Origin of the sequence: Asticcacaulis sp. (assembly GCF_047605585.1) — a bacterium.
Classification (GTDB): domain Bacteria; phylum Pseudomonadota; class Alphaproteobacteria; order Caulobacterales; family Caulobacteraceae; genus Asticcacaulis.
In genome coordinates this window covers 749,159-762,156 of record NZ_JASGFK010000001.1, presented here as the reverse complement: position 1 = coordinate 762,156, position 12,998 = coordinate 749,159, and the positions used below count along the sequence as shown (strand labels likewise).

Below are 12,998 nucleotides of genomic sequence, written 5' to 3'. Positions count from 1 at the left end.
TTGTGTTTTCAGACTGCGGTGCTTATACATTCCGTACCATGGTACGGAGTCAAGCGATGAAATACACGACGATTTCGGGTCTGGCCCAGGCGGGCGGCGTAGGCGTGGAGACGGTGCGCTATTATCAGCGGCGCGGCCTGCTCGGTATTCCCGATCGCGCCGGCGGCACAAGGCATTATGAGGAAGCGGATATTCGCCGTCTGCGCTTTATCCGTTCAGCGCAGAGCGCGGGATTTACACTGGAGCAGATCGGTGAATTGCTGGCGCTCGACGCCGGTGAAGATCGGGCGCGGGCGCGTCTTCTGGCCAGGGAGCGGATTGCGGCGCTGGATGCGCAGATTGCCGGATTGGAGGCGGCGCGGAAATCCCTGCGCCGCCTCGCGCGTGACTGCGAGACGCATCTGACCGGGCCGTGCCCGATCCTCACGGCCTTCGATCAGTAGGTATCTACGACAGGACCACCACGACGACGCGGCGGTTGGCAGCGCGGCCTTCGCGGGTGTTGTTCGGCGCCACCGGCTGTTCCGAGCCGTAGGAGATCGACGACATGCGGTTCAGTGCCACGCCCTGCTGGTTCAGGTAGCGGCGGACGCTGTCGGCGCGGGCCTGGCCGAGGCGATAGTTGATGTCGTCCGTACCCGTGGCGTCGGTATAGCCCTGGATTTCGAGATAGACGTTCTTGTTGTCGTTCTTGAGCTGATCGGCGAGCTGGGTCAGCTTGCCCTTGGTGTCTTCGGAGAGGACGGCCTTGTCGATGTCGAATTTCGCCGAGTCGTCGCTCAGGACGACCGAATAGACGAACTTGCCTTCGGCCAGCTTGCCGGCAGCCGTGGCGCGGTCGAGCGCTTCCTGGGTGGTCTGGTCGAGCTGGGTGAGGTGAGCGTCATGCTGGTCGAGGCGGCCGTTCACGACCGTGATCTTGTCGTCGACATATTTATGGCTGGCGCAGCCCGAAACGGCGATCATAAGAGGCAGGGCCGCCAGGAGCGCAATGGATTTATAGTGTGTCATGAAAAACCTGTCGGTTGTAATTGGCCCCTCAGCCAGCCGGTACATTTTCTATAAACGGCAAAACGCGACAGAAAAAAGGTCATTTAATAAGGGAACGATAAGGGATTTAACCCTTTCCGGTAGGCGATTGCCCACTTTGCGTAAAAAAGAGGCGGAGCGGTTTAGGGGACCGCTCCGCCGTTTCAGGGCCGGTTGGGGGGTGAGGGATGCCGGCCGTGAAATCTGTTTTAAAACCTCCAAATGCTCTGGCATTTGGCAGGGGCAGCCCGAGGAGACCTAGTGGACGTTGCTCATATCCACCGCGCCCTTGGGACGTGGCACGGTCCAGACGAGCAGGGCGCAGATCAGGAACAGGCAGGCGGCGCCCATGAAGATCTCGTTGGTCGAGAGCATCAGGGCCTGACCGCTTACCAGCTGGTCCAGCAGGCCCGTCGCGGCGCTTTCGGGTACCCCATGTTGTTGCAGCAGCTGGATCGATTGGGCGCCATCCAGCCCGCTGACGATCTGGGAGCGATTCGAGGTGGCATTGTTTTCCCAGATGGTGGTGACGAACGAGGTGGCGATGGCGCCAGCCATGGTGCGGATGAAGTTTTGCAGACCGGCGGCATTGGCGGTTTCCGCCGGCTTGACCGAGCCCATGGTGATCTGGAGCAGGGGCATGAAGAAGAAGGGCATGCCGACACCGGTCAGGAAGATCAGGAAGGCAATCTGGCCGAAGCTCATCTCCATGGTGGACAGGCCACGGATGAAGGTGATGATGGCCAGCCAGCCGACGCCTAGGAAGATAAGGCGGCGCGGATCGACGCGGACGGCCAGTTGCGCGGCGATCGGGGCGGCGAAGATAGCGAGCACCCCCACCATGCCGGTGGCGTTACCGGCCCAGGAAGCGGTCCAGCCGAGATTGTTCTGTAGCCATAGTGGCCCGATAACATTGATGGCGAAGAAGGAGCCGATCATCAGTGCCATACAGACCATGCCGATGGAGAAGCCCCTGTGGCGGAAGACACGCAGGTCGACGATCGGATTGGAATCGGTGAGTTCCCAGATCAGGAAGGAAATGAACCCGAGCACGGCGATGATGGCCAGGGTGATGATGAAAGGTGAGGCGAACCACTCGTTTTCCTTGCCGAGATCGAGCATCAGCTGCAGCGCGCCGACCCACAGGATCAGCAGGCCCAGGCCTACCGTATCGACGCGCGCCTTGGTCGTGCGGGTCTCCTGGCTGGCCAAAACGCGCCAGACAAGGAAGCCGGCGCCGATGGCGACAGGGACGTTGACAAGGAAGATCGAACCCCAGCCGAAATTGTCGCACAGGGTGCCGCCGAGCATCGGGCCGGCAACGGGTGCGACCAGGGTCGTGATGGCCCAGATGCCCATGGCGGCCGGCTGCATCTTCTTGGGGAAGATGGTCAACAGCAGGGTTTGCGACAGCGGCATCAGCGGCCCGCCGCAGAAGCCCTGCATGATGCGCGCCATGACCAGCAGTTCCAGCGAAGGTGACAGGCCGCACAGCAGTGAGGCGATGCCGAAGCCGATAAGCGAGGTCGAAAAAACACGGACCGTGCCGAAGCGCGAGGCCAGCCAGCCGGTCAGCGGTACGGCGATGGCCTCGGCCACCGCGTAGGAGGTGATGACCCAGGTGCCCTGTGAGGTCGAGACACCGAGCGCCCCGGCGATATTGGGCACGGAGACGTTGGCGATGGAGACATCGAGGATGGCGGCGAAATTGGCCATGGCCAGCAGGATGCCGCACAGCCAGAGCGTAAGCCCGGTAAGGGGGACGGGTTCTTTGTAGGTCGAGTCGGTAGCGGCGGTGCTGGACATGGTCCAATCCTTGCGAAAGGGTACAGTGTGTCAGTCCGGTCCCTGCAGGGACCGGTTACGCAGATATAAAAGTCAGGCGTTTCCTGAGCCTTTTAGTCCTTGACGCTGATCTTGGCCTTCATGCTCATCCCGACGCGCAAGGGGTGGGCCTTCAGCTCGGTCGGGTTGAGCGCGATGCGGACCGGGACGCGCTGGACCACCTTGATCCAGTTGCCGGTGGCGTTCTGGGCCGGGATGATGGCCATGGAGGAGCCGGTGCCGCCGGAGAGGCCGGAGACCTTGCCGTGGTACTTGACGCTGCCGCCATAGACGTCGGCGGTCAGTTCGACCGGCTGGCCAACCTTGACCTTCTTCAGTTGAACTTCCTTGAAATTGGCGTTCACGTAGGCGCTCTGGATCGGCACGATGCTCATCAGAGACTGGCCGACCTGGACGCGCTGGCCCACCTCGACCGTGTTGCGTGACACGACGCCGTCGATCGGCGAACGGATAATGGTGCGGTCGAGGTCGAGCTGGGCCTGTTCCACCTTGACGCGGGCCGCGACCACCTGCGGGTTTTCGCCGACGGCGACGCCTGAGATGATGGCGGCGTTCGAACTGCGCTGGCCGATGGCGGCCTGGGCCTGAGCCTTGGCGGTGGCGAGACCGGCCTGGGCCTGATCGAGCGCGGCCTTAGCGTTTTGCAGGTCTTCGCCGGAAACGGCGCCGGTGCCGGACAGAGCCTTGCGGTCGGTGTACGACTTCAGGGCGTTATCATAAACGGCCTGGGCGTTGTTGACCGCGGCGGCGCTGGCATCGGCCTGGGCCTTCAGGGTAGCGTCGTTTTCGTAATAGGTGCCGACCTGGCGGGTGACCTGGTCGAGCTGGGCCTGTGCGGCGGCCAGGGCCAGTTTCGCGTCGGTGTCATCGAGCACCACGAGCACGTCGCCGGCCTTGACTGTCTTGGTCTCGTAGATATCGGCCACCTTCACCGGCGCCGAAATCAGCGGTGTGATCGAGGCGGTGGAGGCGTCGACATAGGCGTTGTCGGTTTCAACCGACTTGCCGCCTTCGATCAGGGTGTAGGCGCCGAAGCCGAGGCCGGCGAGGACAACCACGCCGCCGAAGATGAGAAAGAGCGGGCCGCGGGCCTTGGAGTTGGCAGGCTTGGCGGCGGCGGGAGACGTATCAGGGGAGGATTGATCGGTCATTTTGCTAAACTTCGTGTGCTTAATTCGATTGGAAGCCACCGCCGAGAGCGGCGATCAGGCTGATGCGGTTATTGTAGGCCTGGGCGTTCAGGTCGGATAGATCGAGTTCGGCCGAGGTCAGCTTGACCTGAGCGTCGATGACTTCCAGCTTGCTCGACAGGTTGCGCTGATAGCGCAGGTTGACGAGGTCGTAGGTCTGCTGGGCGGCATCGACACGGGCCTTGGCCTCGGTGATCTGGTCGGCCGTGGATCTGGTGCTGATGGCGGCGTTCGAGACCTGCTGGAGCGAGGTGACGAGCGTCTTGTTGTAGGTGGCGACCGCGTCGTTATAGTCGGCTTCGGCGCCACGATACTGGGCCTTGAGACGGCCTTGGGCGAACAGCGGCAGGCTGATGGCCGGGCCGATATCGCCGATCACCGAGTCGTGGCGGGTCAGTCCGTCGAAATCAAGCGCCTGGATACCCCAGTCAGCGCTGAATTTCACGTCGGGATAGAAGTCGGCCTTGGTGTATTTCACGTTCTGGCCCTGGGCTTCCACCATCAGGCGGGCGGCCTCGACATCCGGACGGCGGCCCAGCAGGTTGAGGCTGGCATCGGCCGGCAGGGTGGTGAATTCGGCCGGGGCCAGGTGCGGACGCTCGATGGTCAGGCCGCGATCCGGACCGGCGCCCACCAGGGCAGCGATCAGGTTCTTCTGCATCTTGATGCCGGCTTCAACACTGACCAGCTGGGCGGCGAGGCGGGCCTGGTCGTCCTGGTTGGTCAGCACCGATGACTTCGGTTCCAGATTATGGGTGGCGCGGGCCTGCATCAGTTGCAGGCGGGTGTCGCTGTTGGCCTTGACGGCGGCGACATCGTCACGTTGCTGGTAGAGACGGTCGAGTTCGACATAGGCACGGGCGACGGAGACGGCGATATCCTGGCGGGCGGCGACACTCTGCACCTCGGCGGCCTTGCCCTGGGCGAAGGCGCCCTTGCGCGCGGCCTTTGCCTTGCCCCACAGACCCAGATCATAGTTGGCGCCGATGGTGGCGCGGGTCAGGGGGTGATATCCCTTGGGCAGGAAATCACGGAAGGCGGCCGGATAGCCCATATTGAGGCTGGACTGGCTGTAGCTCAGGGACGCATTGGCCGACAGGCTGGGCTTGAGCGACTCGGCGATCTGGTCGCTATAGGCCACGGCCTTGAGCAGGCGGGCATCGGCGGTCTGGATGTCGGGCGAATTGGCGAAGGCTTCGTCGATCAGAGCGTTGAGCTGCGGGTCGTTGAAACCTTTCCACCAGTCCTGCGTCGGCCATTGGCCATCCGTCTCAGAGGTCAGGCTCTGGGTGGCGGCGGGCAGATCGCGCGGGGCGATGGTCTGAGAGGCGGGCACGGAGGCGCAGTTGGCCAGCAGGGCGGCGGCGACCGTGAGGGCGCTCAGGCTGGCCGCTTTGGTCAGGAAAGCGCGCGTGGAATTAGGCATGTGAGTTCTTTGGGGGGAGGGCATCGGGAGGAGGTCCTGAAACACAAAAAAGTGAACCGTACTGTACAGTTCAGTTTATTTGCGCTAACATGTCGATCAAGTCAAGCACTAACTGTACAGTATGGTACAATTTTTATGGAAATGCCAACAAAAACCTTGAGAGACGCTCCAACTTTCAGAGATCAGCGCCGTGAGCGTATTGTTCACGTTGCGCGCAGCGTATTCTATGAAGTCGGCTATGCCGGCGCCAGTATGTCGATGATTTCCAGCCGCCTGGGCGGCTCGAAGGCGACGCTCTATGCCTATTTCAACAGCAAGGAAGATCTGTTCGAGGCCATCATCCGCGAGCAGTGCGGACAGATCGGGGATCTCTTTCTCGCCCATACCGGCACGGACGACCTGCGCACGACCCTGACGGTCATGGGACGCGAATTACTGACGGCGATCATGTCGGACGAGGCGATCCGTACCTTTCAGCTGATCGTCGAGGAAAGCTATCGCAATCCGCAACTCGCCGAGATGTTTCATAATGTCATCCAGAGTCAGGGTGGTTCCAATCTGACCAGCCTGCTTCAGGCGGCCCATGATAAGGGGCAGATTAACGCGCCCAATGTTCACGAAGCGGCCGTTGTGTTGAAAAGCCTGATCTTCGCCGATTGCCATTTCAAGCGCATCATGAACCTGGCCGCCCAGCCAACCGAGGAATATCTGACCCGTCAGGTCGATCTCGCAGTCGATGTCTTCATGGCCTATTACGGCGTCAAGGCCGAGGCGTAATATTTACCAAAGTGTAAACCTTTTTGGTTAACGTTTGTTAGCAAAGGGGTTTGTAAATGCTGAAAACGCCTGAGGAATCAATTGCTTTCAATGCCGATCGTGTGAGCGCGAATCGCGGGGAGCAGGGTGCGGATTTCGCTGAAATCTGCGCCTCGGTCTGCCGGCTGACGGCGGCCCTGTTCGATGTGCCGATGGCCTTTCTCAGCCTGCGTGACGACAGTGGCGTGACCCCGGTTTCCGCCTTCGGCATTTCGGATATCGAGGTGCTGGACGGCATCGCCTTCACGGAACGGCCGCTGGTGGCCGGGGAAGGGCTGCTGATCGACGACACTACCTGCGATGGTCGCTATTTCCTGGAAAGCGCCGTTCTGCGCGCCCCGCACATGCGATTCTATGCCGACATGCCGCTGGTTCATGAAGGCGAGGTGCTGGGCGTCCTGGCCATGGCCGATACAGTGGCGGCCAGCGAGATTCCCGATACCAAGCTGGCCCTGTTCGGCCAGTTTGCCGGCCAGGTCTCGACGCTGGTCGCGCTGGCGAAAGAGGACGGCGCGCGCCGTCGCATCCTTGCGGAACTGCAGGCGCAGCAGGCCCGTATCGACCGCGCCGCGGACATGACTGGCATGGGATACTGGACCATCGACCTGGCGACGCGCACGGTCACCTGGTCGTCGGGGCTCTATGCCCTGATGGGGCGCGATCCGGCGCAGTTCAGGCCGCAGGTCGCCACCCAGCTCGACATCTACCGCCCGGAAGACCGCCCGGGCATCATCGAACATTTTCAGCGGGCGGTGAATGCGGAGGGGGATTTCGACTTCGAGGTCCGCATTGTCCGCCCCGCCGATCAGGTGACCTGTCTGATCCGCACCCAGGGCGGTGTCGAATATGACGCCGAGGGCGCGCCGGCGCGGCTGTGCGCTGTGGTCTGCGATATCAGCCGGGCGAAGACGTCAGCGTCGGACGATTTCCTGTCTCACATCACAGATGACCTGCGCGCGCCGCTGAACGACATCCTGGCCTATGTGCGCCTGATCGAAACCCGGCCGGTGTCCGCGGCTGAGACCGCCGATTATGCCCGTCACCTGCTGGCCTCGGCCGAGGCCTTGCAGACGGCGGTGGCCGATACCGTGGCCGCCGAAGCGGTCGAAAGCGATAGTGAGGACGGCGTGGTCGATGTGGCGGCGGTCATTCGCGAGACCGTTGCGGCTTTCGTGCCCCAGGCCGAGGCGCGCGGTACGCGTCTTGGTGTTCATATCAGTGATTTCGACCAGGTAGCGCATATTGACGCGGACCGTGTGCAACAGGTGCTGCAAAACCTGCTGTCCAATGCCTGCAAGGCCACGCGCGACGGCGTGATCAGCGTCACGGCGCGCCGGCTCACAACGGAAAACCAGGTCACCCGGCAATCGGAGAGCCAGCTGCATGTCAGCGTGCGCGATACCGGTACCGGCATGGACGCGGAACGCGCCAGGGCCATGTTCGCGGGTGGCCGCACAGGGCGAGGGCTGGGGCTTTCCATCGCCCAGACCATTGTCGAGATGCTGGGCGGCCATATCGGCATGAGTTCGAAACCGGGCGAGGGCACGACCGTGTGGTTCGAGATTCCCGTCGAATGCCTGGCAGCCCGGCCGGACCCGAAAGCCACACCGATACCTCAGACCCTTACACGACAGATATTCGATGCGGCGCCTTCGCCGCGCGAGTCGCGGCCCGCCTATGCCCCGCCCCGGCCCGCCCGTCCGGCGCCGGTGGATGAGGATCGCATCAACCGTGAATATCTGCGCGCCCTGCTGGCGGATATGAAACTGGACGCGCAATAACCCCGTTAATCTTGCGGGTAAGTTGTATTTTAAGACTTAGTTTGTAGTCTGTGCCGGAACAGACCGTCTGTGGACGGACGACCGGGGGCAGAATGACCGACGATCTCAAGGCGCAACGCGACCGCTATATTGCTTTTTCCCTGGCGGCGGCCGACCTGCTGATCGAGGTTGATGGCGATTTTCGTATTATCAAGACCATCGGCGCTACCCAGGCCCTGCTGAGCGGCCTGGCAGAAGGCGTGATCGGGCGCGAGGTCTGCGATATCTTCATTCCCGCTGATCGCGCCTTTGCGCGCCACCTGCTGAACCGAGCGAAGACGATCGGCCGTATCGAGCCCTGCGGCCTGAACCTGCTGCAGGCGGAAGGCCCGCCGCTGCTGGTCAATATGGGCGCCTGTTATCTTGGCACCGGCGAGGGCAGTACCTTTATCAGCCTGACAGTTCTGTCGGACGGCGTTGTGGCCCAGACCGCGGCCGACGGGCAATCTGGCCTCCTCGATCTTGAGGATTATCTCGGTTTCGCCAAGAAAAAGATAGGCGTGAAGGGCGAGACGGCGCCGAAGGACATGAAGCTGGTGCGCGTGGCAGGGCTTTCCCAGGCCATGCGCCAGCTGCCGGTCGCACAGTCCGAACTGCTGATGGGCGAGATCAGCTCCGTCCTGCGTGCCCAGGCCGTGGGGGGCAGCGCGGCGGCGCAGCTTTCGGAAGAGGCCTTCAGCTATATTCCCTCTCCCAAGGGCGAAGGGGCGTCGCCGGAAGCCCTGTCCCGTGACATCCGCGCAGCGGCCGTGGCAGTTGGGTTGCCGGAAGACAGTTTGGCGCCCTCCGTGCTCAATCTCGAACTTTCCACCGGCAATCTCGACCAGGACAGTATCGCCAAGGCCCTGCAATATGTCCTTACCGATTTCTGCAAGCCGGAGCGCAGCCCGATCAGTTCGCTGGCGCAGGGGCTGAAAACCGCCATGGCGGAGACGGTGCAGCATTTCGATAATATCCGCGCCCTGATCGATAGCCAGAAATATACCCTGTTCTATCAGCCGGTGGTGCGTCTCGATGACCGCACGACGCATCATTACGAGGCCCTGCTGCGCTTTGCCGATGGCCGCGCGCCCTTCGATACCATCCGCCTGTCCGAACAACTCGGACTCGTGCAGGATTTCGATCTGGCCGTGGCGAAAAAGGCGCTGGAGACCCTGACCAAGCGCAATGACGTCACCATCGCCATCAATCTGTCGGGCCTGTCGATCCAGGGCGATCTGTTTCGCGAGCATCTGCGCCAGTTGCTCAGCGCCGCCAGCGGTGTCGGCCAACGGCTGATGTTCGAACTGACCGAATCCAACGCCATCGAGGATATCGAGGCGGCCGCCACCTTCCTGCGCTGGCTGCGGCGCACGGGTTACCGGGTGTGCCTTGACGATTTCGGCGCGGGGGCGGCCACCTATACCTATCTGCGCCATTTCGATGTCGATTTCGTCAAGATCGACGGGCCGTTCATCAAGGACGCGCGCGACAATCCGCGCCAGCGCGCCCTGGTGCGTTCGGTAAGTCATCTGTGCCGTGAGCTGAATACCGCCGTCGTGGCCGAGATGATCGAGGATGAGGCCATGGCGACCTTGTGCCAGGACATGGGTATCGGCTTCGGTCAGGGTTATCTGTTCGGCAAGCCGAAACCGCAGATCGACGAGCCGAAGGCTCTGGTCGTCGGCAAGCGCCGGGGCGTAATCGAAAGCTGGGGTTAATCTTACAATCCGGCGGAAAATCCGGTCTGGTGCATCTGGGTTGTTATGAAAATGCACAAACTCCTCCCCCTGCTTCCCGTTATTCTGTTGACCGCCACGACCGCTGACGCCCGTGACTACTGGTTCGGCGCCGATCTGTCCTATGTCAACGAGATGAAGGCCTGTGGCGCCAGATACGACTACAAGGGCGAGACCGATGCCTATAAAATCTTCGCGCAGTCGGGCCATAATCTCATCCGCGTCCGTATCTGGGTCGATGCCAAATGGACGCCCTATTCGAACCTGGCCGATGTCGAGACGACCATCGCCGCCGCGAAGGCGCAGGGGCAGAAGGTGCTGCTCGATTTCCACTATTCCGATGACTGGGCCGATGGCGGCAAGCAACTCGTGCCCGCTGCGTGGGCCGGTCTTTCCGAGGACGATCAGGCGAAAGCGCTCTATCAATATACGCTCGATACATTGAATACGCTCAAGGCGAAAAACCTGATGCCGGAAATGGTGCAGGTCGGCAACGAGACCAATGGCGAGATCCTGCGCACCCAGCCGGAAGAGCATGTGCCGATCCATTGGGCGCGCAATGCGAAACTGTTCAATGCCGGCATTCGCGCCGTGCATGACGCCTCAGTCGATAGTTCCATAAAATCGGAAATTATGCTGCATATCGCCCAGCCGGAAAATGTCGAGCCGTGGTTCGATGCGGCTACGGCGGCGGGTGTCACCGGCTATGACATCATCGGCATGAGCTATTACAGCCGCTGGTCGAAGGAGGATATGACCGGCCTCGCCGAAACCATTCGTCGGGTGCATTATAAGTTCGGCAAGGACGTGGTGGTGGTCGAAACCGGCTATGCCTTCACCGATGATTATAACGACAGCGCCCGCAATCTGCTCGGTTCGGAATATGCCCTGAAAGCCTATCCGGTCTCCATAGCCGGGCAGGCCAACTACATGCACGACCTGATGCAGGCGACGCTCGATGCCGGTGGGATCGGGGTGGTCTACTGGGAACCGGCCTGGGTCTCGACCAAATGCCGCACACGCTGGGCGCAGGGCTCGGACTGGGAAAACGCCGCCTTCTTCGACTATAAGGGCAAGGCCCTGCCGGCGCTGGAATGGCCAAAAGCCACTTATGTCTGGCCGGTGGCGGTTACCTTCACGGTGCCGGATCAGGGGCAGGCCGCGCAGTATCTCGGTGGTGATTTCACTGGTGGCGTCCCGGTGGCCATGCAGAAGGTGGAAGGGCGTTTCAGCTATACCGCCTGGCTGCGGCCGGGCAGCCATGTGCTGATCGGCACAGCGGACACCGAAACCGCCCTGGGCGATGCCGAAGCATTTGACGTCACCGTGCCGACCTCTGGCGGGCCGGTTGTGTTAGGAAGGCCACAGCCGTAATATTGTAGTACAATTATCTGGAAGACCGTCGTTATTGTGTTATAAATCCGCAAAAGCCTTTCAAGGGCGGATAAAACACACGGGGAGCGGCGGAAATCTCGATGGAAAGCATCGTATCTAACAGGCCATCCGGGGAAGCGCGCAAGTCGCTTCTGGCCTTTGTGGGATCGCAGATATTACCGCATGAAGCGGATCTGCGTCATTGGCTGTTGCGACTGGGTGTGAAGGCGCATGAACGCGATGATATTGTCCAGGACGTCTATTGCCGGCTGCTGCGGCTGGAGCGTTTCGACCACATCGAGGACCCGCGCGCCTATCTCTTTCGCTGTGCGCGCAATGTCCTGCTGGAGCAGGTCCGGCGCAGCAAGGTGGTGTCGATCATGACCGTGCAGAATCTCGATGAACTGGGCGTCGCCGATCTGGGGCCGAGCCCGGAAAGCGCTGCCTCGTCGCGCGCCGAGCTGACTCAGGTGCTTGGCCTGATCGAGGCTCTGCCTGAACGTTGCCGCCGGGTTTTCGAGCTGCGCAAGGTGCATGGTCTCTCCCAGGCGGAGACGGCGAAGGCCTTGCGTATCAGCGAAAATATAGTCGAGAAGGAAACGGCCAAAGGGCTGAATCTGATCCTGCGTCACATGGCGGAAGGCGGATCGGGCATGGTGGCCGCGTTAAAATCCGGTGCCGGGTACAAGAGGGTTCATGTTGCGGATTGATGAGGAGGCGGGCGCCTGGGTTGCCCGTCTGGAGGGTGATACGAGTGAAGGAACGCGCCGGGCTTTTGAGGCCTGGTATGACGCGGACCCGCGCCATCAGGGCGCCTTCCTGCGTGCCGAGGCGGCCTGGACGATGCTCGATCGCGCGCAGGTCATGACGCACGGCGATACCCTGCTGGCCCGGCGGGCGCTGGAAGAAAAACTGAAGCGGCACCGCACGTCCGTCAGCCGCCGCTATGTCATGGGCGGGGCGGTAGCGGCTTCCCTGACCGGGGCCGTGGCGGTCGGCTACGTGCTCTCGCATCGTTTAAGTGTTGCCACCGGTGTCGGTGAATTGCGCAGCGTGCCGCTCAAGGATCGCTCGATCGCTTCGGTCAATACCGACAGTCAGATCGATGTCGACATGACGCCGCAGATCCGCCATGTGGCGCTGGTGAAGGGCGAGGCCTGGTTCGAGGTGGCCAAGAACCCTGAGGTGCCGTTCGTCGTCTCGGCCGGTGATATTCGCGTGCGCGCGGTCGGCACGGCCTTTAGCGTCCGCCGGCGGGCCGGTGGCGCCGATGTGCTGGTGACCGAGGGCACGGTCGAGGCGTGGAATGTCAACGACAAGGACAAGCGGGTGACGCTCACGGCCGGTCATGAGGCCTTTGTGCCAGTGAAGCCGGAGGCGGTGGATGTGACCTACCGCCCCGAGGAGGTCGAGCGCAAGCTGGCCTGGCGCGAGCGCGAGATCGTGCTCAATTCCGAAACCCTGGACGAGGCGGTGGCCGAATTCAACCGCTATAACAGCCGTCAGATCGTCATCGCCGATCCGTCCCTCAATGCGCAGAAGCTGGTGGGCGGCTTCCATGTCGATCAGCCGGAAACCTTTGCCCGCGCGGTGCAGGCCGCCCTCAATGTGCCGGTGAGCGACACGGGCGACCGTATCATAATTGGCACATCTGATACATCCTTGTAAAAAAGTCGTACAATTCGGCGGAAAAAAGCAAGCCGGACATCTTGGTTTCAGAAGGCGTGGAAAAACACGCCTCGACAACAAGATGTAAACACAAGACGTCAGGGAACAGACA

The 12,998-nt window shown here is 61.8% G+C and carries 11 protein-coding genes; 7 read left to right on the top strand and 4 right to left on the bottom strand.

The window, feature by feature from the left end; translation table 11 throughout:
- Positions 1 to 56: 56 nt before the first annotated feature.
- Positions 57 to 443: a MerR family transcriptional regulator gene (locus QM647_RS03575; RefSeq protein WP_414994097.1), complete on the top strand. Its 387-nt coding sequence runs from the start codon at positions 57 to 59 to the stop codon at positions 441 to 443.
- A 4-nt stretch (positions 444 to 447) separates the two neighbouring features.
- Here the strand turns inward: QM647_RS03575 and QM647_RS03570 are convergent, their stop codons facing one another.
- The 4 genes from QM647_RS03570 to QM647_RS03555 form a co-directional block, all read right to left on the bottom strand.
- Positions 448 to 1,011 (bottom strand): OmpA family protein, encoded by a 564-nt coding sequence (locus tag QM647_RS03570; protein ID WP_414994096.1) that lies wholly within the window; start codon positions 1,009 to 1,011, stop codon positions 448 to 450.
- Positions 1,012 to 1,287: 276 nt separating this feature from the next.
- Positions 1,288 to 2,835, bottom strand: coding sequence for a DHA2 family efflux MFS transporter permease subunit (locus tag QM647_RS03565; RefSeq protein WP_414994095.1), 1,548 nt, complete (start codon positions 2,833 to 2,835; stop codon positions 1,288 to 1,290).
- 92 nt (positions 2,836 to 2,927) lie between these two features.
- Positions 2,928 to 4,025 (bottom strand): HlyD family efflux transporter periplasmic adaptor subunit, encoded by a 1,098-nt coding sequence (locus tag QM647_RS03560; protein WP_414994094.1) that lies wholly within the window; start codon positions 4,023 to 4,025, stop codon positions 2,928 to 2,930.
- A gap of 19 nt (positions 4,026 to 4,044) precedes the next feature.
- Positions 4,045 to 5,490, bottom strand: coding sequence for an efflux transporter outer membrane subunit (locus QM647_RS03555; RefSeq protein ID WP_414994093.1), 1,446 nt, complete (start codon positions 5,488 to 5,490; stop codon positions 4,045 to 4,047).
- Positions 5,491 to 5,625: 135 nt separating this feature from the next.
- Between QM647_RS03555 and QM647_RS03550 the strand changes: the two genes are divergently transcribed.
- From QM647_RS03550 to QM647_RS03525, 6 genes are all read left to right on the top strand, one after another.
- Positions 5,626 to 6,267 (top strand): TetR/AcrR family transcriptional regulator, encoded by a 642-nt coding sequence (locus QM647_RS03550; protein WP_414994092.1) that lies wholly within the window; start codon positions 5,626 to 5,628, stop codon positions 6,265 to 6,267.
- A 56-nt stretch (positions 6,268 to 6,323) separates the two neighbouring features.
- The gene (locus QM647_RS03545) at positions 6,324 to 8,087 is read left to right on the top strand and encodes an ATP-binding protein (RefSeq protein ID WP_414994091.1); all 1,764 of its coding nucleotides are present in this window, start codon (positions 6,324 to 6,326) and stop codon (positions 8,085 to 8,087) included.
- 92 nt (positions 8,088 to 8,179) lie between these two features.
- Complete coding sequence (locus QM647_RS03540) at positions 8,180 to 9,826, top strand: EAL domain-containing protein (RefSeq protein ID WP_414994090.1); 1,647 nt, start codon at positions 8,180 to 8,182, stop codon at positions 9,824 to 9,826.
- Between the two features lie 51 nt (positions 9,827 to 9,877).
- Positions 9,878 to 11,218, top strand: a complete 1,341-nt coding sequence (locus QM647_RS03535; protein WP_414994089.1) for an arabinogalactan endo-beta-1,4-galactanase — start codon at positions 9,878 to 9,880, stop codon at positions 11,216 to 11,218.
- A 101-nt stretch (positions 11,219 to 11,319) separates the two neighbouring features.
- Positions 11,320 to 11,928, top strand: a complete 609-nt coding sequence (locus QM647_RS03530; RefSeq protein ID WP_414994088.1) for an RNA polymerase sigma factor — start codon at positions 11,320 to 11,322, stop codon at positions 11,926 to 11,928.
- The gene (locus QM647_RS03525; protein ID WP_414994087.1) at positions 11,915 to 12,886 is read left to right on the top strand and encodes a FecR family protein; all 972 of its coding nucleotides are present in this window, start codon (positions 11,915 to 11,917) and stop codon (positions 12,884 to 12,886) included. Before QM647_RS03530 ends, QM647_RS03525 begins: the two co-directional genes overlap by 14 nt.
- Positions 12,887 to 12,998: the final 112 nt, after the last annotated feature.